Origin of the sequence: Burkholderia sp. AU16482 (assembly GCF_002223285.1) — a bacterium.
In the GTDB taxonomy this organism is placed as follows: Bacteria; Pseudomonadota; Gammaproteobacteria; order Burkholderiales; family Burkholderiaceae; genus Burkholderia; species Burkholderia semiarida.
Genome location: NZ_NKEY01000003.1, coordinates 1,901,878 through 1,923,898 on the forward strand (window position 1 = coordinate 1,901,878; position 22,021 = coordinate 1,923,898).

Sequence of the window (22,021 nt, forward strand, 5' to 3'; positions counted from 1 at the left end):
TTTTCAAGATTACCCCGATACCTGCGCACCGCGCCCGTACCCCGACATGTCCGCCCCGCATTCGCCCGGCCATCCTGGCCGTCGCCCGCTTCGCCCGCTTCCCGCGCTGATTTTCATGAGCCGCTGGCTCCAGGTTCCGCTCTATCTGGGCCTGATCGTCGCGCAGGCCGTCTACGTGTTCCTGTTCCTGAAGGAAGTCTGGCACCTGCTGTCGCATGCGACGGGCCTCGACGAAATCAGCGTGATGCTCGCCGTGCTCGGCCTGATCGACGTGGTGATGATCTCGAACCTGCTGATCATGGTGATCGTCGGCGGGTATGAAACGTTCGTGTCGCGGCTCGGCATCGAGGGCCACCCCGACGAGCCCGAATGGCTCGACCACGTGAACGCGGGCGTGCTGAAGGTCAAGCTGTCGATGGCGCTGATCAGCATTTCGTCGATCCATCTGCTGAAGACGTTCATCAACCCCGACCAGCACACGACGCACGCGATCATGTGGCAGGTAATCATCCACGTGTCGTTCCTCGTGTCGGCGCTCGTGATGGCGTGGGTCGACCGCCTGACGACGCACACGCACCCGGCCCATTTCCACGAGGCGCATGCGCCCGCGGCGTCCCGACCGGCGGCCTGAACCGTCGGCAACGCATTCCCCACTGTCCCCACAGAGTCTCAGCCATGACCGTCATCAAACAGGAAGACCTGATCCAGAGCATCGCGGATTCGCTGCAGTACATCAGCTACTACCACCCGCTCGACTACATCCAGGCCCTCGGCCGCGCATACGAGCTGGAAGAGAGCCCGGCGGCGAAGGACGCGATCGCGCAGATCCTCACGAACAGCCGCATGTGCGCGGAAGGCAAGCGTCCGATCTGCCAGGACACCGGCATCGTCACGATCTTCGTGAAGGTCGGCATGGACGTGCGCTGGGACGGCGCGACGATGGGCCTCACCGACATGATCAACGAAGGCGTGCGCCGCGGTTACACGCACCCGGACAACGTGCTGCGCGCATCGATCGTCAATCCGCCGGAAGGCGCCCGCAAGAACACGAAGGACAACACGCCGGCCGTGATCCACTACGAGATCGTGCCGGGCGACAAGGTCGACGTGCAGGTCGCGGCGAAGGGCGGCGGCTCGGAAAACAAGTCGAAATTCGTGATGCTGAACCCGTCCGATTCGATCGTCGACTGGGTGCTGAAGACGGTCCCGACGATGGGCGCCGGCTGGTGCCCGCCGGGCATGCTCGGGATCGGCATCGGCGGCACCGCCGAGAAGGCGATGCTGATGGCGAAGGAATCGCTGATGGAGCCGATCGACATCCAGGAAATCATCGCGCGCGGCCCGAAGGACTGGGTCGAGGAACTGCGTGTCGAACTGCACGAGAAGGTCAACGCGCTCGGCATCGGCGCGCAGGGCCTCGGCGGCCTCGCGACCGTGCTCGACGTGAAGATCATGGCGGCGCCGACGCACGCGGCGTCGAAGCCGGTCGCGCTGATCCCGAACTGCGCGGCCACGCGCCACGCGCACTTCGTGCTCGACGGCTCGGGCCCGGCCAAGCTTGAAGCGCCGTCGCTCGACGCCTGGCCGAAGGTGCAGTGGGAACCGAACACGGAAACCAGCAAGCGCGTCGACCTGAACACGCTGACGCCGGAAGAAGTCGCGAGCTGGACGCCGGGCCAGACGCTGCTGCTGTCGGGCAAGATGCTCACCGGCCGCGACGCCGCGCACAAGCGCATCGCAGACATGCTCGCGAAGGGCGAGAAGCTGCCCGTCGACTTCACGAACCGCGTGATCTACTACGTCGGCCCGGTCGACCCGGTGCGCGACGAAGTCGTCGGTCCGGCCGGCCCGACGACGGCCACGCGCATGGACAAGTTCACCGAGACGATGCTCGCTCAGACGGGTCTGATCTCGATGGTCGGCAAGGCCGAGCGCGGCCCGGTCGCGATCGACGCGATCAAGAAGCACAAGGCCGCCTACCTGATGGCGGTCGGCGGCGCGGCCTACCTCGTGTCGAAGGCGATTCGCGGCGCGAAGGTGCTCGCGTTCGAAGACCTCGGCATGGAAGCGATCTACGAATTCGACGTGCAGGACATGCCTGTAACAGTTGCTGTCGATTCGTCGGGCACGTCGGTGCACCAGACGGGTCCGAAGGAATGGCAGGCGAAGATCGGCAAGATCCCGGTCGCAGCCGCGTAAGCGCGATCGAACGAAAGGCTGGACGCGCGTCCGGCCTTTTTACTTCTCATTCTCATTATTGTGCGCGGCCGGTTATTCAAGGCTGATTCTCATTACACGCAAAAGGCAGGCCCGACAAGGCTTCGAGGCTTGGCTTTTCTCGTTCGAGCGATTATCGTTCGGTTTCTGAAGCTCCACTGAACAAGGAACAGCCATGCAAGGCGACAAGAAAGTCATCGAATATCTGAACGCCCAACTGAAGAATGAACTCACGGCGATCAACCAGTACTTCCTGCATGCGCGCATGTACAAGCACTGGGGCCTCGACAAGCTCGGCAAGCACGAATACGACGAGTCGATCGGCGAAATGAAGCACGCCGACTGGCTGATCGAACGCGTGTTCATGCTCGACGGCCTGCCGAACCTGCAGGACCTGCACAAGCTGCTCGTCGGCGAGGAAACCGAAGAGATCCTGAAGTGCGACCTGAAGCTCGAGCAGATCTCGCAGTCCACCTGCAAGGAAGCGATCGCCTACTGCGAATCGGTTCGCGACTACGTGTCGCGCGAGATCTTCGAAAAGATCCTCGACGACACCGAAGAGCACATCGACTGGCTCGAAACGCAGATCGACCTGATCGGCAAGGTCGGCCTGCAGAACTATCAGCAAACGATGATGGGTTCGGCCGAGTAATCGCCCTGCCCTGCCCGCCGCACGCCCGACGATGACGCACCCGTCCGCCGCTAGCGCGCCGCACGCCGCCGCCCCTGTCGGCATCTTCGACTCGGGGCTCGGCGGCCTGTCGGTGCTGCGCGCCGCGCGCGCGCACCTGCCCGGCGAATCGTTCGTCTACGTCGCCGACTCGCACCACGCGCCATACGGCCCGCGCGACGAGGCATTCATTACGGAACGCACGCTGGCCATCGGCGAGTGGCTCGCGCGCGAAGGCGCGAAAGCGCTCGTCATCGCATGCAACACGGCAACGGCTCGGGCGATCGCGGCCATCCGCGAACGCCTGTCGATACCGCTCGTCGGCGTCGAGCCGGGCATCAAGCCGGCCGCCGCGCTGTCCGCGACCGGCGTCGCGGGCGTCCTCGCCACGCAGTCGACGCTGAACAGCCCGCGCTTCCAGGCGCTGCTCGACCGCTACGGCGCCGGCCGCCGCTTCATCTGTCAGCCCGGCCACGGGCTCGTCGAAGCGATCGAGCGCGGCGACACGAACTCGCCCGCACTACGGGCACTGCTCGAGCGTTACATACAGCCGATGCTCGACGACGGCGCCGATACGCTGGTACTCGGCTGCACGCACTACCCGTTCTTCACAGAAACGATTCGTGACATTGTTGGCGAGCGCCTGACGATCGTCGACACGAGCGATGCCATTGCCCGCCAGCTCGCGCGGGTGCTCGACGAACGCGGGCTGCGCGCGCCGGCCGGCACGCACGCCGCGCCGACGCGCTTGTGCTCGACGAGCGACGGCCTGCAACTGCGCGCGCTCGCGTCGACGCTGCTCGGCCTCGAGGCGCCGGTCGAATCCGTCACCATTTCCTCGCCGAACGCGCACGCCTGCGCGACCGCCTGACGCGCGCCGGCACGCCGGGCTCCCACGGCGGCCAAGCCGCCGCTTCCTTTCAAGGGTCCGATGACCTTAAAAAAAGCCCGACCCAGGCTTGTCAACACCTGCAAAATTAATGATAATAATTCGCATTAACGTTAGCTATCGCAACTCATCATGATCGTCTGCGTGTGCAAGTCTGTTTCCGATCGCAAGATTCGCGCGTCCCTCGCGGAGGGCGTGAACTCTTTCGATGAACTCCAGTTCGAGCTCGGCGTGGCCACGTGCTGCGGCAAGTGCGAGGAGTCTGTACGCGACCTCATGGCCGAGCAAGGCGTCTGCGCGAGCCGGTGCGGTGTCGAGCATCATGCTCATCCGATCCCGGTCACGTTCTACGACCGCAAGGCGGCCTGAGCGGCGCCGAGCGTGTGCATGCGGCCCGGGCCGCATTTTTTGTCTTGACCGTCAGCAAGCCACCGTCTGCGCGAGCCAACGGCTTACCTGCCAAGGAGCCTGTGATGGAATTGCTGATTGGATTCGTAACCACCGTTTGCATCTCGCTGCTGATCTTCCGCAAGTGATGCCGATTCACCCGCCGCGCCCCGGGTGCGGCGTCGTTCTTTCAAGCTAACATGCAGGCTTCGCATCTCGCTCCTGCCGGCGCCATGCCGGCTGCACCACGTATGAATCCCCGAGTGATCGTCGTCGCGGTCGGCGTGCTAGCCGCACACGCGATCATGCTGACGGCCGCATGGCTCCATCGCAACGCGCCGCCGCCGAAATCGGTCGAGGTCCAGACGATCACCGCGCAGCTCATCACGCCTGCGCCGATCGCGCAGCAGGTCGCGGCCGAATCGATTCCGCAGCCCGCCCCGCCGAAGCCCGTGCCGCGCGTGAAGCCGAAGGTCGAGCCGAAACCGGTGCAGAAAGCCGCAAAGCCGACCCCGCAGCCGGTCGCGCCGTCGCCGGCGCCGTCGCCCACCCCGGCTCCCGCGGCCGATCCGACACCCGCTCCCGCCGCGCCCGCTCCCGCGGCACCGGCCGCCACGCCGGGCCCGGCGCGCGAAACGATGCAGGTCAGCGCGCCGAAGAACGTGCCGACGCTCCAATGCAACTTCGTGAAGCCCGACTATCCGTCGATGTCGCGACGCCGCGGCGAATCGGGCACCGCCTATGTCCACTTCGTCGTCGGCGTGACCGGCAAGATCGAAAGCATCGATCTGCAGAAGAGCAGCGGCTATCCGCGCCTCGACGATGCCGCACTCGACGCGATGCGCGCGACCACCTGCCGTCCGTACATCGAGAACGGCGAGGCGATCCGCGCCGCCCGCACACAGCCCTACAGCTTCGGGCTCACCGACTAACCTGCCTCATCCGGAAGATTCAAAGGAAACAAAAAAATGCAAAGCTACGGTATCGCGCACGTCTGGGCGCAAGGTGATTTCGTCACGCGCGCCATTGCGATCACGCTGCTCGTGATGTCGGTCCTGTCGTGGATCGTGATCGTCATCAAGGGCTGGAACGTGATCCGCCTGAACCGCCTCACGAAGAACGCCGAACAGGCTTTCTGGCATTCCGACGATTTCGACGACGGCATCAAGAAGCTCGGCCTCGCCGCGTCGACGCCGAACGACAACCCGTTCCTCGCGCTCGCGCTGTCGGGCAAGGAAGCCGTCGACCACCACCATCACACGCAACCGCATCTGCACGATCGCATGGACGTATCGGACTGGGTCACGCGCTGCCTGAAGGACACGATGGACGAAGGCATTTCGCGCATGCAGAGCGGCCTCGCGATCCTCGCATCGGTCGGCAGCACCGCGCCGTTCGTCGGCCTGTTCGGCACGGTCTGGGGGATCTATCACGCGCTGCTCGCGATCGGCGCTACCGGCCAGACGTCGATCGACCAGGTCGCGGGTCCGGTCGGCGAATCGCTGATCATGACGGCCTTCGGCCTGTTCGTCGCGATTCCCGCGGTGCTCGGCTACAACGCGCTGATCCGCGCGAACAAGGGTGTCGTCAGCAAGCTGCGCCGCTTCGCGCACGGTCTGCACGCGTACTTCGTGACGGGCGCGAGCCTCGCGTCGTCGTCGACGCGCGACGGCCTGCGTCTCGCATCGCGCACCGCCAGCTGAGACGAGGTGAACCATGGCCATGAACACCGGTTTCAGCGACGATGACGACGATGCCGTGATGAGCGAGATCAACATGACGCCGCTCGTCGACGTCATGCTCGTACTCCTGATCATTTTCCTCGTGACGATCCCGGCGATGCAGCATGCGGTGAAGATCGACCTGCCGCACGCCAGCAGCCAGCCCGTCGACGAAAAGCCGCAGACCGTCGACGTCGCGATCCAGGGTGACGGCACGATCCTGTGGGACGACCACACGGTCACGCGCGAACAATTGCAGGCGCGCATCGCGGAAGCCGCGAAGCGCACGCCGCAGCCGGAATTGCATCTGCGCGCAGACCGCAAGGTGGCCTACGAGCACGTCGCGGAAGTGATGTCGGATGCACAGGCTGGCGGCTTGACCAAGCTCGGCTTCGTGACGGAGCCCGGCGCGAAAACGAAGTAACACGCGCACGTTCTGTCGTCGCCAGTAGTCACTGCGCGCCTAGCGGCCGCGCCTAGCCGGCCGCACCTCGCCGGCCGCACCTCGCCGGCCGCGCCTCGCCGGCCGCACCCAAAGTAAAAGGCCTTCATCGCCAGATGAAGGCCTTTTTTCATGCGCACGCGGGCGCCTTCGGGCGGCGGGCTCTTCGGCGGTATCGGTTACGCCTCGAGCAACGCAAATGCGACTTTGCCGTGGTCTGCACGGACTGCGCGTTCTGCCCTATCTGGCTCACAATATATGCGGCCACCTGATTTCGCTCAGAACTTCCTTCACGAAATGGGATTTCAATATAGGCTCGCCAGCGCACGCATTCAAGGTTCCGGCGATTGAAACTTGCGATTGCAGGCGGCGCTTCAATGACAAAACAAATTTGCGTCGTCGTGCCCGCCGTGTTCAGGTGGCCGAAACATCGGCCGCCGCTTCCTTCTTCGCACGTTCTGGGCAACCCGGATCCTTGTACGCGCCATGGTCGAGCTTCTCGACGAGGTAATCGACGAATGCACGTACCGCGGGCGGCATCCCCTGCCGCGACACGAACACCGCATACAACTGCGGCACCGGCAGCGTCCAGCCCGGCATCACCGGCGACAGTTGCCCCGCGCGCAGCGCGTTGCCGTACATCATCTCCGGCAGCGCCGCGATGCCGAGGCCGTCGAGCACGGCCTCGCGGATCGTCATCAGGTCGGCCGTCACGAGGCGAGGATCGTGCTCGTGCACGTGGCGCGTCCCGTCCGGCGCGATCAGGTTGAAGACGTGCCGGCCGTCGACGCTCGGCGTATCGAGCGTCTCGAAGCCGGTCAGGTCGTCCGGCACCAGCGGCGGTGCATTCTGGCTCAGCAGGCTCGGCGCGCCGACCAGCATCTGCTCGGTGCGCCACAGCGGCCGCACGACGATGTTCGCGTTCTGCGGCGGCTCCGAGCGCACGCGCAACGCGACGTCGATCGAATCCTCGAACAGGTCGATCACGCGGTTCGTCACGCGGACGTGCACCTTCACCTCGGGATAGCGGCGCAGGAATTCGGGCAGGATGCGCGACAGCATCGTCTGCGACAGCGTCACCGGCACGCTGACACGTACCGAGCCGCGCGGCGACGCGCGCAACTGCTGCACGGCGTTCATCGCGGCCTGCGCTTCCGCGAGCATCGCCTGGCAATGCTGGTAAAACAGCTCCCCTGCCTCGGTCAGCGCGAGCTTGCGCGTCGAGCGCTGCAGCAGGCGCACGCCAAGCGCCGCCTCGAGCTCGGTCAGGCGCCGCGACAGACGCGATTTCGAGATGCCCAGCACGCGCTCGGCGGCCGAGAAACCGCCATGTTCGACGACCTGCGAGAAGTACATCAGGTCGTTCAGGTTATGTGCATCGATATTCATCTCATCGTTCCAATTTCAGAACAATCCATTGCGATCCGCCGCAAATCGACCGGTAAAACGCCCAATATAATAGCGCTATGTTTCGAAAATAACGCTATTCCGATGATTTCGAGGGCTTCCCATGACCACCGCTCGCTCGCTTGATCGCACCTACCCCGCGCTTCGCACCACCGAAGGCGGCGGTTTCGTGGTTCACCGCCCGTTCCCGACGCGGCTGCTGATGGATTTCGATCCGTTCCTGCTGCTCGATGAAATGGGCCCTGTCGATTACGCGCCCGGCGAAGCCGTGGGCGCGCCCGACCATCCGCATCGTGGCTTCGAGACCGTGACCTACGCGCTCGACGGACGCTTCCGCCATCGCGACTCGTCCGGCCATGCCGGCACGCTCGGCCCGGGCGACGTGCAATGGATGACGGCCGGGGCCGGCGTCGTCCACAGCGAAATGCCGGACCCGGCGTTCGCGCAGGCCGGCGGCCGCTCCCACGGCTTCCAGCTGTGGGTCAACCTGCCGCGCCGCGACAAGATGATCGCGCCGCGCTACCAGGAGATTCCGGCCGCTCGCATTCCGGCGGCGACGTCGCCGGATGGTCGCGCGCGCGTGCGCGTCCTCGCCGGCGAAGCGTTTGGCGTACAGGCCGCGATCGAGACGCGCACGCCGATCCTCTATCAGCATTTCACGCTGGAGCCCGGCGCAACGGTCACGCAGCCGGTGCCGGCCGGTTATCGCGTGTTTGCCTATCCGATCGACGGAACGGGCCTCTACGGGCCCGACAGGCAGGCTGTCGACCCGCGACACATGATCGTCTACGGCGACGATGGCGACACCGTCACGTTCGCTGCCGGCGACACGTCGCTCGACCTGCTGCTGATCGGCGGCGTGCCGCTCAACGAGCCGATCGTCCGTTACGGCCCGTTCGTGATGAATACCGAGGAAGAGATCCGGCAGGCCGTTGTCGACTATCAGACCGGTCGCATGGGTCGCATCGAGGCGTAGATTCGATCGGGGTCGCAGGTGCCGCGAAGCCGGCGGTTTTGCGTCACAATAACTTCTTGAACCATGTGGCCACCCGCCACCCAGAAGGAACCCGTCCCCTTGAACTTCGAACATCTGATCCAGATCAACTCCGACGATCCGGCCGTGCCGACTCTCACTCGCGACCAGCTCTGGGAAGGCCTCGTGCTGCGTGCGGAACAGCCGCAATTGTTCGTGATCGGCCTCGACAGTTGCGTCATCCACGAACGGACGGACACGACGCTCGAACGCGAACTGCACTACGGCCACGCGACGGTGCGCGACCACGTGACGTTCACGCCGAACCAGCAGGTCCGCTACGACATCCGAGCAGCCGATGGCGAGATCGGCGGCTCGCTGACGATGACGATCGAGGAGCGCGACGACCACGAACTGTTCCTGCGTTTCGAGTACCGGACGACGCTGACGGTCACCGACGACAGCGAAGAAGCGCGACAGACGCATGGGATCGTCAAGGAGGCATACCGCACGTCGGATATCGACACGGTGCGCCTGATCCGCGAATACGCGCAGGGTCGCAAGGACCCCGATCCGCTGCACTGAGCCCGGCGGCGGCCTGCGGGCCGCCCCTTTTGATTCAAACTATCAGACTAGAACCATCGATCGATAAAGAGTTTTTGTAAATGGGAATAGTTATCATTTAGAATTCATTCCATCGTATCGACAGTCACCGATCAAACCGAATGACCGACACCATGCGCCCGACCACGCTGACCCTGCGCCGGACCACCGGCACCGCAGCCAGCAGCCGTCAGAAGACGGCAGCGGTCACCACGCCGGCGAAACCCGCCGGCAACCGCGATGCAGGCACGCGGGTCGTCAACAGTGATGCGTTGCTGCAAGGCCAAAGCCACGTCAGCATCGCGCATAACGGAGAGACGTATCAGTTGCGCGCCACGCGGCTCGGCAAACTGATCCTGACGAAGTAACGACCGAGTATTGTGGGGACCACCTCCCTGAGAGGTGTTGGGCAGTAGCCAGCGTAACGGCTTGCACGCGAGATCTAGACCCCTTCGTGCAAACACACTCAAGCAGCCGTTGCAGCAAGCCAAGCCACTTTTTTGGTTCTCGCACAAGGAAGAAAAAAGCGACACGTCGATGGACGTGTCGCTTTTTTGTTTGGGCAGCCGATGCGCGAAGCACGCTGCCCAACTGTCGTGGCTGCCGTCAATGCGCGACGGCGAGAGCGGCATGCGCGCCGCCTCAGAATCCCCAGAACATCAACCACCATGCGCTGTCGACGACAGCCAGCCCGACGGCGAACCACGCGAATGCCGCGAGCCGGCGCGGCCACGCCGCATAGCGCCCCGTCACCTTCCACGCGAGCCACGCACTCCATACGTTGGCGCCGACCAGAATCGCGATGCGCACATCGGTTGCCCAGCCGAGCGGCACATGCTCGGCGCGCAGCAACGACAGCGTCGTGGCCGACAACCCGAGGAACACGCCCGCACCCGCGATGGGGATCAGCGCCTGCGCGAGGTGATGCAGGCGCACGCGATCGAAGCGGCCGAGCATCAGCGTGGCGCCGGCCAGCAACACCAGCAACGCCGTGCCGTACACGAGCCCCGTGCCGACGATGTAGCTGACGACCAGCCCGCCATCGAGCCAGGAGAACACGTCGTTGCGATCCGGGTAGTGCGTGAGCAGGAACCACGGCGCATTGGTCTCGAGCGGCCACGTGATGTCGTGGTCGATCAGCCAGCCCGCGAGCCATTGCTTGATTTGCACGAACCACGGGCTGACGGTCCAGTGGAACGCACCGATCGCCACGCCGAGCAGGCCGTACAGGATCAGTGCGGTGTCCCACGGGTTGGCTCGCTCCGCACCGAGGTTCACGACTTCGTCGGACGGTGAGCGCAGCGACAACGAAATCGCGTCGCGGTGCCCGCTGCAGCGGCCGCACATATGGCAGTCCGCCGCGCCCTTCATGTTGCGCAACGGGACGAGCGGCGCGCAATTGATCGGAATCACGCGATGGCCGTGCTCGCCGTTCCTGTACGAACGGCGCCACGCGTCCTCGTCGACCTTGTAGCGCATCGGCGCAAGCCGCGCGAGCAACCCGAACACGCCGTTGACCGGGCACAGATACTTGCACCACACGCGCTTCTCGCGGCCGTACAGCACGCCGATCACGATCGCGCCGACGGTCGAGCCGCCGAGCACGAACAGCACCGCGAGCGGGTACTGGTACACGCTCACCATCTGCCCATAGATCGTCGTGATGCCGAACGCGACGAACGGCCAGCCGCCCCACCGGATCCAGCGTGGAATCGGGCCGCCGCGGCCGAACTTGCTCGCGTATTCGGTGAGCGCGCCTTCCGGGCACAGCACACCGCACCAGACGCGGCCGAGCATCACCATCGACAGCAGCACGAACGGCCACCAGATGCCCCAGAACGCGAACTGCGCGATGAGCGTGAGGTTGTTCCACAGATGCGCGGAATCGTCCGGCAGCGGCAACACCGCCGGCACGATGATCAGGAACGCGTAGACGGCGACGACGATCCACTGAATACCGCGGATCAGCGCACCGTGGCGCTGCATCCACCGGCCGGCCTGCGCGAGCCAGCCCGGCTTGACGGCGGCGACAACGCTCATGCCGCGCGACCCGCTACGACGGCCGGACGGCGGCTCGCACGCTTCATCAGCAACCAGACGACCGCCCAGTACACCGCATACGCCACCAGGTTGGTCAGCGCCGGGTGCGCGCGATAGCCGGTCAGCGTCGCGACGAGCGAACCGAACGTGCCCGAATCATCGAGGATCGCGGACGTATCCCACACCTGCGAGATGCCGAGCGGCAGGATTTCCTTGTCGATCAGCTTGTCGACGCCGGTCTGGAACAGGCCCGCGCCGAGGAACAGCAGCATCACTTCGGTGACGCGGAAAAAATGCCGCCACGAGAAGTACTTGCCGCCGAGCTGCAGCAGATAGAACGTGAGGAACGCGAGGCCTAGGCCGATCACGACCGCGAGCATCTGGCTGCCGTCGACGTGGCCGGACTGGCCGAAACCGAGGCCGTACAGGAAGATCACCGTCTCGCTGCCTTCGCGCGCGATCGCGAGCGCGACCAGCACGGCGACGCCCCACCAGTTCGAATCACGCGTGCTTTGCTGCAGCGATTGCTCCATGTCGCGCTTCAGCGTGCGGCCGTGCCGGCGCATCCACAGCACCATCTGCACGATCAGCACGCACGCGATCAGCACCATCGCCGTCTGGAAATAGTCCTGCGCGTCGCCGGACAACACTTCGGTGAACCCGACCAGCGCGGCGCCGAGGCCGACTGCCATCAGCAGGCCGACAGCGACGCCCGTCCAGAGGAAAGGCAAACCGCGGCGCGCGTCGTCGTCGCCGTTTTTCAGCCATGCATAGAGAATGCCGACGACGAGCAGCGCTTCGACGCTCTCCCGCCAGACGATGAACAAGATCTGACCCATCGATACCTCCTGACGCGCGGGGCACGGCCTGGCCCGCCCGCGCGCAGATAAAACACGTTACTTCGCGACGATCACGCCCTGTGCCTGCTGGTGGAAATCGTCGAAAAACTTGTATTCGCCCGGCGACAGCGGGGCGACGACCACGAACGAATCGGCGCCCGGCGCGAGCACCTTCTCCTTGCGCAACTGCACGCTCTCGAATTCGGCGGCGCCCTTGCCGGTGTTCCTGATCTCGATCTTGAAACGCTGGCCGGCCGGCACTTCGATGCGGGCGGGATTCAGCTTGCCATCCGTCATCTCGAGCTTGAACGTCGGCAGATCGGCCGCATGCGCCGCGCCGGCAAGCCACAGCGCAGCGGCTGCGGCGACGATTTTCTGGGGAATTTTCATTCTGGGTTCTCTACGCCGACGGCGCGCCGAAGCGCGCCGTTCGTGATGCCACCGATCAGTAACCGCCCTTCTTGCCGATACCGGCGAACGGGAAGTCGTACTCGAGCGTGATGGGCTTGAACCACGGGCCCACGCCCGTTTCCTTGTCGACGTGACGACCGAACGCCATGTGACCCGACTGCATCGGCGGCTTGACGACCAGCGTCAGGTGGTACTTGCCCGGGCCGGCGAGCTTCACGTTGTCGCCGTAGTGCGGGCCGTCGCTCGCGACCATGCCCATCAGATCGCCCTCGGCCTTCCACTTGGTGTCGCCCTGCTTCGTCAGCTTGTACGTGACCTGCAGGTACGGCATCCAGTCGCCTTCCGCGAAACCCGTCGGGTTGTTCTTGACCGCATGGATGTCGGCCTCGAGGTGGATGTCGGAATCCGACGCCTTGCGCATCATGCCTTCCGGGTCCATCGTGATCGGCTGCAGATACACCGCGCCGATTTCCATGCCGCCCTGGATCTGCTGCTTGCCGATCGGATACTCGGCAGCCGAGGCCGACATCGCGGCAAACGCCGCCGCTACCGCAACCGTCGTGCGGATGAACGAAGAACCCAACATGGACACTCCTTGTTATTTGTCTGACTATCTTGACGACATGCGAGCCGCCGCTGCCGCCCGCCGGAAACACTAACGCGACGAAGAACGTTAATGCGAACTATTCTCAATACATGCGGAGTTTAGCACCGAACCCGTTCCGGAACAAACGGGGAGCGCCGTAAACCCCTGATCCGACAAGGCTTACAGGCGCTTTACCGAAGGATTCCGTGACGCTTGGAAAGATTTACCGGCCACCGCTGATGTGGTCGCCGACGTTCGCGCCGAACACGCGTTCACGCAGCACGGCAAGCTGGTCGCGGGTCGCGGCGGCTTTCTCGAATTCGAGATTCTTCGCGTAGTCGGCCATCTGCTTCTCGAGGCGCTTGATTTCCTTCGCGAGCTGCTTTTCCGACATGTCCTCGAATTTCGCGCGCTGCTGCGCCTCCTTCAGCTCCGCGCGCGCGTCGTCGGCGTTGTAGACGCCGTCGATGATGTCCTTGATGCGCTTCACGACGCCGCGCGGCGTGATGCCCATCTTTTCGTTGTAGGCGATTTGCTTCGCGCGGCGCCGCTCGGTTTCGCCGATCGCGCGCTTCATCGACTCGGTCATGTTGTCCGCGTAGAGGATCGCCTTGCCGTTCACGTTCCGCGCGGCACGACCGATCGTCTGGATCAGCGAGCGCTCGGCGCGCAGGAAGCCCTCCTTGTCCGCATCGAGGATCGCGACGAGCGACACTTCGGGAATGTCGAGGCCCTCGCGCAGCAGGTTGATCCCGACCAGCACGTCGAACGTGCCGAGCCGCAGGTCGCGGATGATCTCGACGCGCTCGACCGTGTCGATGTCGCTGTGCAGGTAGCGCACCTTGACGCCGTGGTCGGCCAGGAACTCGGTCAGCTGTTCGGCCATGCGCTTCGTCAGCACGGTGATCAGCACGCGCTCGCCGGCCTTCACGCGCGCGTTGATTTCGGTCAGCACGTCGTCGACCTGCGAGCTCGCCGGCCGGACTTCGATTTCCGGATCGACGAGGCCCGTCGGCCGCACGACCTGCTCGGCGATCTGACCCGTCACGCGCTTCTCGTAGTCGGCCGGCGTGGCCGACACGAACACGACCTGGCGCATCTTGCGCTCGAACTCGTGGAACTTCAGCGGCCGGTTGTCGAGCGCCGACGGCAGGCGGAACCCGTAATTGACGAGGTTTTCCTTGCGCGCGCGGTCGCCGTTGTACATGCCGTTCAACTGGCCGATCAGCACGTGCGATTCGTCGAGCAGCATCAGCGCATCGGGCGGCAGGTAGTCGACGAGCGTCGGCGGCGGATCGCCGGGCGCCGCCCCCGAGAAATGCCGCGAATAGTTCTCGATGCCCTTGCAGAAGCCGAGCTCCTGCAGCATCTCGAGGTCGAAGCGCGTGCGCTGCTCGAGGCGCTGCGCCTCGACGAGCTTGCCTTCGCGATGGAAGAACTCGAGCCGTTCGCGCAGTTCGTCCTTGATCGTCTCGACCGCGCGCATCACGGTGTCGCGCGGCGTCACGTAGTGCGACGACGGATACACGGTGAAACGCGGGATCTTCTGCCGCACGCGCCCTGTCAGCGGGTCGAACAGGTGCAGCGTCTCGACCTCGTCGTCGAACAGCTCGACGCGCACGGCCATTTCCGCATGCTCGGCCGGGAAGATGTCGATCGTGTCGCCGCGCACGCGGAACGTGCCGCGCTGGAAATCCTGCTCGTTGCGCGTGTATTGCATCGCGATCAGCCGCGCGATCACGTCGCGCTGGCCGAGCTTGTCCCCGGTGCGCAGCGTCAGGATCATCTGGTGGTATTCGGACGGGTTGCCGATACCGTAGATCGCCGACACCGTCGCGACGATCACCACGTCGCGGCGCTCCATCAGGCTCTTCGTCGCCGACAGCCGCATCTGCTCGATGTGCTCGTTGATCGACGAATCCTTCTCGATGAACAGGTCGCGCTGCGGCACGTAGGCCTCGGGCTGGTAGTAGTCGTAGTACGAGACGAAGTACTCGACCGCGTTGCGCGGGAAGAACTCGCGGAACTCCGCGTAAAGCTGGGCGGCGAGCGTCTTGTTCGGCGCGAACACGATCGCCGGGCGGCCGAGCCGCGCGATCGTGTTGGCCATCGTGAAGGTCTTGCCCGAGCCGGTTACGCCGAGCAGCGTCTGGAAGGCAAGGCCGTCGCCGACCCCTTCGACGAGCGTGTCGATCGCGCTCGGCTGGTCGCCCGCGGGCGGATACGGCTGGTAAAGCTGGAACGGCGACCCTTCGAAAGTGACGAATTTGGATTCGTCGAGCGCGTCGCCGACTTCGGCATGATGTTCGGACATGGAATGCGGCCGGAGCAAGGGCAAAGAAAGCATTCTAGCGCTTCGCGGCCGAGCGAACTGCTGTCGGCTCCTGACGCGCGACGGCCGCCCGAAATCGCGTTTCGCCGCGCCAATCGCGACGGAATCACCGCCCCCGCCAGCGCGAATTCGCTACAATGTCAGGCTGCTGCGCTTTCCGGCGTCGCGCCGTTGGCGCGGTCCGCTGCACCCGTCCCGCCGGCTGAAAGCCTGACCCTCTTTTCACTACTGCCGAATCATCATGTCGCTCTTCTCCGCTGTCCAGCTTGCTCCCCGCGACCCGATCCTGGGCCTGAACGAAGCCTTCAACGCCGATACGCGTCCGACCAAGGTCAACCTCGGCGTTGGCGTGTACACGAACGAGGAAGGCAAGATTCCGCTGCTGCGCGCGGTTCGCGACGCGGAGAAGGCGCGTGTCGAAGCCGGCCTGCCGCGCGGTTACCTGCCGATCGACGGGATCGCCGCCTACGATGCGGCCGTGCAGAAGCTGCTGCTGGGCAACGATTCGCCGCTGATCGCGGCGGGCCGCGTCGTCACGGCGCAGGCCCTGGGCGGCACGGGCGCGCTGAAGATCGGCGCCGATTTCCTGCGCACCGTGAATCCGAACGTGAAGGTCGCGATCAGCGATCCGAGCTGGGAAAACCACCGCGCGCTGTTCGAGGCGGCCGGCTTCGAAGTCGTCGCGTACCCGTATTACGACGCGGCCACCAACGGCGTGAACTTCGAAGGCATGCTGTCGGCGCTGAACAGCTACGCGGCCGGCACGGTCGTCGTGCTGCACGCGTGCTGCCACAACCCGACCGGCGTGGACCTCACCGAAGCGCAATGGCAACAGGTCGTCGACGTCGTGAAGGCGCGCAACCTCGTGCCGTTCCTCGACATGGCCTACCAGGGTTTCGGCGAAAACATCGAAGCCGATGCCGCTGCCGTGCGCCTGTTTGCCGCGGCCGACCTGAACGCGTTCGTGTCGTCGTCGTTCTCGAAGTCGTTCTCGCTGTACGGCGAGCGCGTTGGCGCGCTGTCGATCATCACGTCGAGCAAGGAAGAAGCCACGCGCGTGCTGTCGCAACTGAAGCGCGTGATCCGCACGAACTACTCGAACCCGCCGACCCATGGCGGCGCGGTGGTCGCAGCGGTGCTCGCGTCGCCGGAACTGCACGCTTCGTGGGTCCAGGAACTCGGCGAAATGCGCGACCGCATCCGTGCGATGCGCAACGGTCTCGTCGAACGCCTGAAGGCAAGCGGCGTCGATCGCGATTTCAGCTTCATCAACGCGCAGCGCGGGATGTTCTCGTATTCGGGCCTGACCTCGGCACAAGTCGATCGCCTGCGCGACGAGTTCGGCATCTATGCGGTCGGCACGGGCCGGATCTGCGTCGCCGCGCTGAACACGCGCAACCTCGACGTGGTCGCCCAAGCGGTCGCAGCGGTCCTGAAGTAAAGCGGCGCCGGGCGGCGGCCGTCGCCGGCCCCGCCCTGCCGACATGAAAAACGCGCTCCACGGAGCGCGTTTTTTTGCGCCATCCAACGCGGCGGGCGGCGACACCGCCCACATCCGCGTTACTGCATGAACCAGCCGTGACTGACGACCACCGACTGGCCCGTGAGCGCGGCGCTCGGGAACGCCGACAGGAACAGCACCGTCTGCGCGACGTCCTGCACCGTCGTGAACACGCCGTCGACCGTGTTGCCGAGCATCACCTTCTTGATCACGTCCTCTTCGCTGATGCCGAGCTCCTTCGCCTGCTCCGGAATCTGCTTGTCGACCAGCGGCGTGCGCACGAAGCCCGGACACACGACGTGCGAGCGCACGTTGTGCTTCGCGCCTTCCTTCGCCAGCACGCGCGCGAGACCCAGCAGCCCGTGCTTGGCCGTCACGTACGCCGACTTCAGCGGCGACGCTTCGTGCGAATGCACCGAGCCCATGTAGATCACGACGCCGCCGCGATCGTCCTTGTACATGTGCTTGAGCGCGGCCTTCGTCGTCAGGAATGCGCCGTCCACGTGGATCGCCTGCATCTTCTTCCAGTCGGCGAACGAGTAGTTCTCGATCGGGTTGACGATCTGGATGCCCGCGTTCGACACGAGGATGTCCACCGAGCCGAACGTCGCGGCGACCTTGTCGATGCCGCTATTCACCGCTTCCTCGTTGGTCACGTCCATCGCGACGCCGATCGCCTTGCCGCCTGCCTTGACGATCTCGTCGGCGACCGCGTTCGCGCCGTCCTGGTTCAGGTCGGCGATCGCGACGGCCGCGCCCGCCTTGGCGAGCTCGAGCGCGATTTCCTTGCCGATGCCGCTCGCGGCGCCCGTGACGACTGCGGTCTTGCCATTCAGATCTGCTGCCATGTCCGTCTCCTCCCGTTGTCGGATCGATGAAACACGCGCCCGCCGCATCCGCGCGCATCGCGAAATCGCATCGGCGTGCCAGCCGCCATTGTGCCCGATCGGACCCGCCGTTCGCGCGCAAAACGTCTAAGCTTAAGGTCGGTTCCGTTCAGCAGGAGAATCTCATGCACTATCGACGGCTAGGCCGCTCCGGCCTGCAGATCAGCGAGCTTTCCCTCGGCTCGTGGGTGACGTACGGCAACCAGGTCGACCAGCGGGTCGCGCGCGAATGCCTCGCCGCGGCACGCGACGCGGGCGTCAATTTCTTCGACAACGCCGAGGTCTACGCCGGCGGCAAATCCGAGGAAATCATGGGCCACGCGCTCAAGTCGCTCGACTGGCCGCGCGTCAGCTATATCGTGTCCACGAAGTTCTTCTGGGGGCTCGCGGAAGCCCCGAACCAGTATCACACGCTGAACCGGAAATACCTGCTGAACGCGATCGACGGCTCACTGCGCCGGCTACAGCTCGACTATGTCGACCTCGTCTATTGCCATCGCCCCGATCCGCATACGCCGATCGAGGAAACCGTCTGGGCAATGAGCGACATGATCGTGCGCGGCAAGGCGCTGTACTGGGGCACGTCGGAATGGAGCGCCGACGAGATCCGCGCGGCATGCGAGATCGCCGAGCGGCATCATCTGCACAAGCCGGTCGTCGAACAACCGCAGTACAACCTGTTCCACCGCACCCGGGTCGAACAGGAATATGCGCGGCTCTACGACGATTACGGCCTCGGCCTCACGACCTGGAGCCCGCTCGCGTCGGGCCTGCTCACCGGCAAATACCGCAACGGCGTGCCGGCCGGCAGCCGCGCGCAGTTGCAAGGCTACGACTGGATGCGCGAACGCCTGACCGATCGGGCCGCCAACGACATCGTCGAACGGCTCGGCGAGATCGCCGCCGAGCTCGGCTGCAGCACCGGCCAGTTGGCCATTGCGTGGGTGCTCGCGAATCCGCGCGTGAGTTCGGTCATCACGGGCGCCTCGCGGGTCGACCAGATCGGCGACAACATGCGCGCGCTCGACGTTGCCGCGAAGCTGACGCCGGATGTGAAGCAGCGCATCGAGGCGGTAGTCGGCGACGCATACGAGTAAGGCGACTCGCGACCACTCGCGTACAATACGCGGCCGCATCGGTGCCCGGCCTGACGGCCGCGCACGTTCGACCGTTTTTAATCGATTCACCTTTCGTTTCAGGCAGCCAGCCATGCTCAGTTATCGTCACGGTTTTCACGCAGGCAACCACGCGGACGTGCTCAAGCACACCGTCGTCGTCCAGCTGCTGCGCTACCTGAACAAGAAAGACAAATCGTACTGGTACATCGATACGCACGCGGGCGCCGGCGTGTACTCGCTGCGCGACGGCTATGCAGCGAAGACGTCGGAATTCGATACCGGCATCGGCCGGCTGTGGAACGAAAAGAGCCTTCCGGAAGCGCTGGGCGACTATATCGATGAAGTCCGCGCGCTGAACGACGACGGCGAACTGCACTTCTACCCGGGCTCCCCGTACATCGCCTGGCGGTCGATGCGCGAGCAGGACCGGATGCGTCTGTTCGAAATGCATACGACGGAAATCGATGTGCTGCGCCACAATTTTCGCGATGCGGGGCGACGCGCGATGATCTTCGCCGGCGACGGCTTCGAAGGTATCAAGGCGCTGCTGCCGCCGCCGCCGCGACGCGCACTCGTACTGATCGACCCGTCCTACGAGGACAAGAAGGATTACGCGCGCACGGTGAGCTGCGTGACGGAATGCCTGAAGCGTTTCGCGACCGGCTGTTATGCCATCTGGTATCCGCAGGTCACGCGGACGGAATCGCAACGCTTTCCCGAGCAGTTGAAGCGCCTGCAGCCGAACAACTGGCTCCACCTGACGCTGACGGTGTCGAATCCGCCGACCGATGGACTGGGCCTCTACGGAAGCGGGATGTTCATCCTGAATCCGCCATATACGCTCGCCCAGAGCATGAACGAGGTCCTGCCCTACCTGGTCGAGAAGCTGGGACAGGATAGCGGCGCCCGCTGCCAGATCGAGCACCGCGGCAACTGATCGGGCGACCGGCGGTTACGGTTGCGGTCTGGGCGCCAGTCTCGGCTGGTTGGCCGGCTGCCCGTTCCATGCGGGAACATTGATGTACGGCGCGACGAACAGCGGAACCGACGTATTCGGTCCCTGCCCGGCTGGAGCCCGCATGCCTGCCGGCTCGACGATCGGCTCCGAAGACAACGGTGCCGTCTGCAACACCAACCCGCCCCTGCCGTCCTGGATACCGCGCTGGGTATCGAGCACGAGCGGCCTGGACGACGTCGCGGCACCTACCGCGAAGCCATGGACGAGCATTGCCGCGCCCAGAACGAGACGCGCGCAGGTACTGCGTCGCACATCGACACGCACACGCATGATCGTGTCCTTCCCGATGAAAAGTAGGCCCATACCATAGCGCTGCACCGGCGATTTCGCCAGATCCGGCGCACAAAAAAACAAAGCCCCGTCAATACGGGGCTTGCTTATCGTTCGGTACCGCTCGGCACCCGACGGTCACTCCGATTACAGCGAGTAGCCGTTGGTTTCGAGCGAGCGGATGCGGCGCTCGAGCTGAACGATGTCCGACGACGTGGCGAGGTAAGCCTCACGGCGCTCACGTTCTGCGGACTCGAACCAGTTGCTCAGCTTTTCGACGATGTAGGCGATCATGACGTTCTCCAAGGAAGAGGGACCCCTGGTGAATCGATATTCAGGGATTTCCCGTATAGGGTTATCCCGAATTATAGCGACGCCGCACCAAGATGCTAGTGAAATACTTGCATGGGAACCATTCCGATTTGGAATGGAACCGCACCGACCACCTATAACTCATTGATTTTTATAGGAATGTAGTCGGGGCCCGTTTTGCGGCTCGAGGAAGCGCACTAATTTGGTTCATCGACGGGGTCGGCGAGGCGCGCCAAAATCGGGCATTCAGGCCGCCCGTCACCATGGCAGTGCGCGGCCAGATCGGCCAGCGTGTCGCGCATGTCGCTGAGTTCGGCGATGCGTTTGTCCAGTTCGGCCACGTGCTCGAGAGCAATCGATTTCACTTCGGCGCTGGCGCGCGAGCGATCCTGCCAAAGCATCAGCAGCTTGCGAATGTCCTCGACCAGAAAGCCGAGTCGCCGCGCCTGACGGATGAATCGCAGGATATGGATTTCGTCCGCGCCGTAGATCCGGTAGCCGGCATCGGTCCGCTTGCTCGGCGCAAGAAGGCCGACCTGTTCGTAGTACCGGATCATTTTCGCGCTGACCCCGGATTCGCGCGACGCGTCGCCGATATTCATTCCCTGCCCTCTTCATCAAGCCCTGGTTTCGAACACGAACGGCGACGAATGCCGTCGCCGACGACACGTCGATCGTATCAAATCGAGAGGTTTCGTTCCGAGGGACAGCTTGGTCGCAGGAGCGCGGATGGAACGGGCGCGGCTCGGCGCATGCTTTTTGGGATGCCAAAATGCAAAAACCCCCGCCTTGTCAGGCGGGGGTTCTTGGCTTAGGAAGCCTGACGATTACCTACTTTCACACGGGAATCCGCACTATCATCGGCGTAGAGTCGTTTCACGGTCCTGTTCGGGATGGGAAGGGGTGGGACCGACTCGCTATGGTCATCAGGCAAAGAGGGTTGTTCTACTGGCGTGGCCAACAGAACCAATCTTGGAAGAAGCAGTAATTTTGAGTTGTGTGTATCACACACGAGAATCCAACTTGTCTCGTCTTGCTACGCAGGTCACCGGTACTTCAACCGGCGCGCCGCATCGATCAGCTTCGCTGCTCGACGCTCTGCGTGGGATGCTCGTAGGTGCTGAAGCACTAACGATCATCGACAAGGCAGACTTGTTATAGGATCAAGCCTTACGGGCAATTAGTATCAGTTAGCTGAACGCATTACTGCGCTTACACACCTGACCTATCAACGTCCTGGTCTCGAACGACCCTTCAAGGGGATCTAGTCCCCAGGGATATCTCATCTTAAGGCGAGTTTCCCGCTTAGATGCTTTCAGCGGTTATCTCTTCCGAACATAGCTACCCGGCGATGCCACTGGCGTGACAACCGGTACACCAGAGGTTCGTCCACTCCGG

General features: G+C 64.2%; 24 protein-coding genes and 2 rRNA genes. 14 read left to right on the forward strand and 12 right to left on the reverse strand.

The window, feature by feature from the left end:
• Window positions 1-46 precede the first annotated feature (46 nt).
• From CFB35_RS11410 to CFB35_RS11445, 8 genes are all read left to right on the forward strand, one after another.
• On the forward strand, window positions 47-631 hold the full coding sequence (locus CFB35_RS11410) for a TIGR00645 family protein (RefSeq protein ID WP_012492727.1): 585 nt from the start codon (window positions 47-49) through the stop codon (window positions 629-631).
• Window positions 632-675: 44 nt separating this feature from the next.
• Complete coding sequence (locus CFB35_RS11415; RefSeq protein WP_034183495.1) at window positions 676-2,199, forward strand: fumarate hydratase; 1,524 nt, start codon at window positions 676-678, stop codon at window positions 2,197-2,199.
• A 193-nt stretch (window positions 2,200-2,392) separates the two neighbouring features.
• Entirely contained in the window at window positions 2,393-2,869 is a 477-nt protein-coding gene (gene bfr / locus CFB35_RS11420) for a bacterioferritin (protein ID WP_006478315.1), read from the forward strand.
• Window positions 2,870-2,900: 31 nt separating this feature from the next.
• On the forward strand, window positions 2,901-3,758 hold the full coding sequence (gene murI / locus CFB35_RS11425; RefSeq protein WP_059583556.1) for a glutamate racemase: 858 nt from the start codon (window positions 2,901-2,903) through the stop codon (window positions 3,756-3,758).
• Window positions 3,759-3,908: 150 nt separating this feature from the next.
• Complete coding sequence (locus CFB35_RS11430) at window positions 3,909-4,145, forward strand: bacterioferritin-associated ferredoxin (RefSeq protein ID WP_006482749.1); 237 nt, start codon at window positions 3,909-3,911, stop codon at window positions 4,143-4,145.
• Between the two features lie 218 nt (window positions 4,146-4,363).
• Window positions 4,364-5,095: an energy transducer TonB gene (locus CFB35_RS11435; protein ID WP_059642280.1), complete on the forward strand. Its 732-nt coding sequence runs from the start codon at window positions 4,364-4,366 to the stop codon at window positions 5,093-5,095.
• A 36-nt stretch (window positions 5,096-5,131) separates the two neighbouring features.
• A complete protein-coding gene (locus tag CFB35_RS11440; RefSeq protein ID WP_059642283.1) occupies window positions 5,132-5,866 on the forward strand; it encodes a MotA/TolQ/ExbB proton channel family protein in 735 nt (244 codons plus the stop codon).
• A 13-nt stretch (window positions 5,867-5,879) separates the two neighbouring features.
• Window positions 5,880-6,308 carry a biopolymer transporter ExbD gene (locus CFB35_RS11445; protein ID WP_059583550.1) on the forward strand — a complete coding sequence of 143 codons (429 nt, stop codon included), beginning with the start codon at window positions 5,880-5,882 and terminating at the stop codon, window positions 6,306-6,308.
• 432 nt (window positions 6,309-6,740) lie between these two features.
• On the opposite strand, the gene CFB35_RS11450 is transcribed toward CFB35_RS11445, so the two are convergent.
• Window positions 6,741-7,715 carry a LysR family transcriptional regulator gene (locus tag CFB35_RS11450; protein ID WP_059583548.1) on the reverse strand — a complete coding sequence of 325 codons (975 nt, stop codon included), beginning with the start codon at window positions 7,713-7,715 and terminating at the stop codon, window positions 6,741-6,743.
• 121 nt (window positions 7,716-7,836) lie between these two features.
• Between CFB35_RS11450 and CFB35_RS11455 the strand changes: the two genes are divergently transcribed.
• The 3 genes from CFB35_RS11455 (at window position 7,837) to hemP (ending at window position 9,677) form a co-directional block, all read left to right on the forward strand.
• Window positions 7,837-8,709 carry a pirin family protein gene (locus tag CFB35_RS11455; RefSeq protein ID WP_089464954.1) on the forward strand — a complete coding sequence of 291 codons (873 nt, stop codon included), beginning with the start codon at window positions 7,837-7,839 and terminating at the stop codon, window positions 8,707-8,709.
• 99 nt (window positions 8,710-8,808) lie between these two features.
• Complete coding sequence (locus tag CFB35_RS11460) at window positions 8,809-9,291, forward strand: SRPBCC family protein (protein ID WP_059583545.1); 483 nt, start codon at window positions 8,809-8,811, stop codon at window positions 9,289-9,291.
• 140 nt (window positions 9,292-9,431) lie between these two features.
• Window positions 9,432-9,677, forward strand: a complete 246-nt coding sequence (gene hemP, locus CFB35_RS11465) for a hemin uptake protein HemP (protein WP_034207822.1) — start codon at window positions 9,432-9,434, stop codon at window positions 9,675-9,677.
• Window positions 9,678-9,951: 274 nt separating this feature from the next.
• On the opposite strand, the gene CFB35_RS11470 is transcribed toward hemP, so the two are convergent.
• From CFB35_RS11470 to uvrB, 5 genes are all read right to left on the reverse strand, one after another.
• Window positions 9,952-11,349: a 4Fe-4S binding protein gene (locus CFB35_RS11470; protein ID WP_089464955.1), complete on the reverse strand. Its 1,398-nt coding sequence runs from the start codon at window positions 11,347-11,349 to the stop codon at window positions 9,952-9,954.
• The gene (locus CFB35_RS11475) at window positions 11,346-12,188 is read right to left on the reverse strand and encodes an FTR1 family protein (RefSeq protein WP_059583542.1); all 843 of its coding nucleotides are present in this window, start codon (window positions 12,186-12,188) and stop codon (window positions 11,346-11,348) included. Before CFB35_RS11475 ends, CFB35_RS11470 begins: the two co-directional genes overlap by 4 nt.
• Window positions 12,189-12,245: 57 nt before the next feature.
• A complete protein-coding gene (locus CFB35_RS11480; protein WP_006478303.1) occupies window positions 12,246-12,578 on the reverse strand; it encodes a cupredoxin domain-containing protein in 333 nt (110 codons plus the stop codon).
• A gap of 55 nt (window positions 12,579-12,633) precedes the next feature.
• Window positions 12,634-13,185: an iron transporter gene (locus CFB35_RS11485; protein ID WP_059583539.1), complete on the reverse strand. Its 552-nt coding sequence runs from the start codon at window positions 13,183-13,185 to the stop codon at window positions 12,634-12,636.
• A 223-nt stretch (window positions 13,186-13,408) separates the two neighbouring features.
• Entirely contained in the window at window positions 13,409-15,499 is a 2,091-nt protein-coding gene (gene uvrB, locus CFB35_RS11490) for an excinuclease ABC subunit UvrB (protein WP_059583537.1), read from the reverse strand.
• A 259-nt stretch (window positions 15,500-15,758) separates the two neighbouring features.
• Here uvrB and CFB35_RS11500 point away from each other — a divergent pair, with 259 nt between their 5' ends.
• Window positions 15,759-16,958 carry an amino acid aminotransferase gene (locus tag CFB35_RS11500; RefSeq protein ID WP_059583535.1) on the forward strand — a complete coding sequence of 400 codons (1,200 nt, stop codon included), beginning with the start codon at window positions 15,759-15,761 and terminating at the stop codon, window positions 16,956-16,958.
• Window positions 16,959-17,077: 119 nt separating this feature from the next.
• Here the strand turns inward: CFB35_RS11500 and CFB35_RS11505 are convergent, their stop codons facing one another.
• The gene (locus tag CFB35_RS11505; RefSeq protein ID WP_089464956.1) at window positions 17,078-17,866 is read right to left on the reverse strand and encodes a 3-hydroxybutyrate dehydrogenase; all 789 of its coding nucleotides are present in this window, start codon (window positions 17,864-17,866) and stop codon (window positions 17,078-17,080) included.
• Window positions 17,867-18,030: 164 nt separating this feature from the next.
• On the opposite strand from CFB35_RS11505, the gene CFB35_RS11510 reads away from it, so the two are divergent.
• Both CFB35_RS11510 and CFB35_RS11515 read left to right on the forward strand, forming a co-directional pair.
• The gene (locus CFB35_RS11510; RefSeq protein WP_089464957.1) at window positions 18,031-19,002 is read left to right on the forward strand and encodes an aldo/keto reductase; all 972 of its coding nucleotides are present in this window, start codon (window positions 18,031-18,033) and stop codon (window positions 19,000-19,002) included.
• Between the two features lie 112 nt (window positions 19,003-19,114).
• Window positions 19,115-19,960 carry a 23S rRNA (adenine(2030)-N(6))-methyltransferase RlmJ gene (locus CFB35_RS11515; protein ID WP_059583529.1) on the forward strand — a complete coding sequence of 282 codons (846 nt, stop codon included), beginning with the start codon at window positions 19,115-19,117 and terminating at the stop codon, window positions 19,958-19,960.
• A 15-nt stretch (window positions 19,961-19,975) separates the two neighbouring features.
• Here CFB35_RS11515 and CFB35_RS11520 read toward each other — a convergent pair whose 3' ends face one another.
• From CFB35_RS11520 to CFB35_RS11540, 5 genes are all read right to left on the reverse strand, one after another.
• On the reverse strand, window positions 19,976-20,311 hold the full coding sequence (locus CFB35_RS11520; protein WP_059583561.1) for a hypothetical protein: 336 nt from the start codon (window positions 20,309-20,311) through the stop codon (window positions 19,976-19,978).
• Window positions 20,312-20,458: 147 nt separating this feature from the next.
• Window positions 20,459-20,605, reverse strand: coding sequence for a DUF3563 family protein (locus CFB35_RS11525; protein WP_080970925.1), 147 nt, complete (start codon window positions 20,603-20,605; stop codon window positions 20,459-20,461).
• Between the two features lie 215 nt (window positions 20,606-20,820).
• Window positions 20,821-21,225 carry a Cu(I)-responsive transcriptional regulator gene (cueR, locus tag CFB35_RS11530; protein WP_059583527.1) on the reverse strand — a complete coding sequence of 135 codons (405 nt, stop codon included), beginning with the start codon at window positions 21,223-21,225 and terminating at the stop codon, window positions 20,821-20,823.
• 216 nt (window positions 21,226-21,441) lie between these two features.
• A 5S ribosomal RNA gene (gene rrf, locus CFB35_RS11535) occupies window positions 21,442-21,554 on the reverse strand.
• Between the two features lie 228 nt (window positions 21,555-21,782).
• Window positions 21,783-22,021 (reverse strand): 23S ribosomal RNA (locus CFB35_RS11540); the annotation flags it as partial.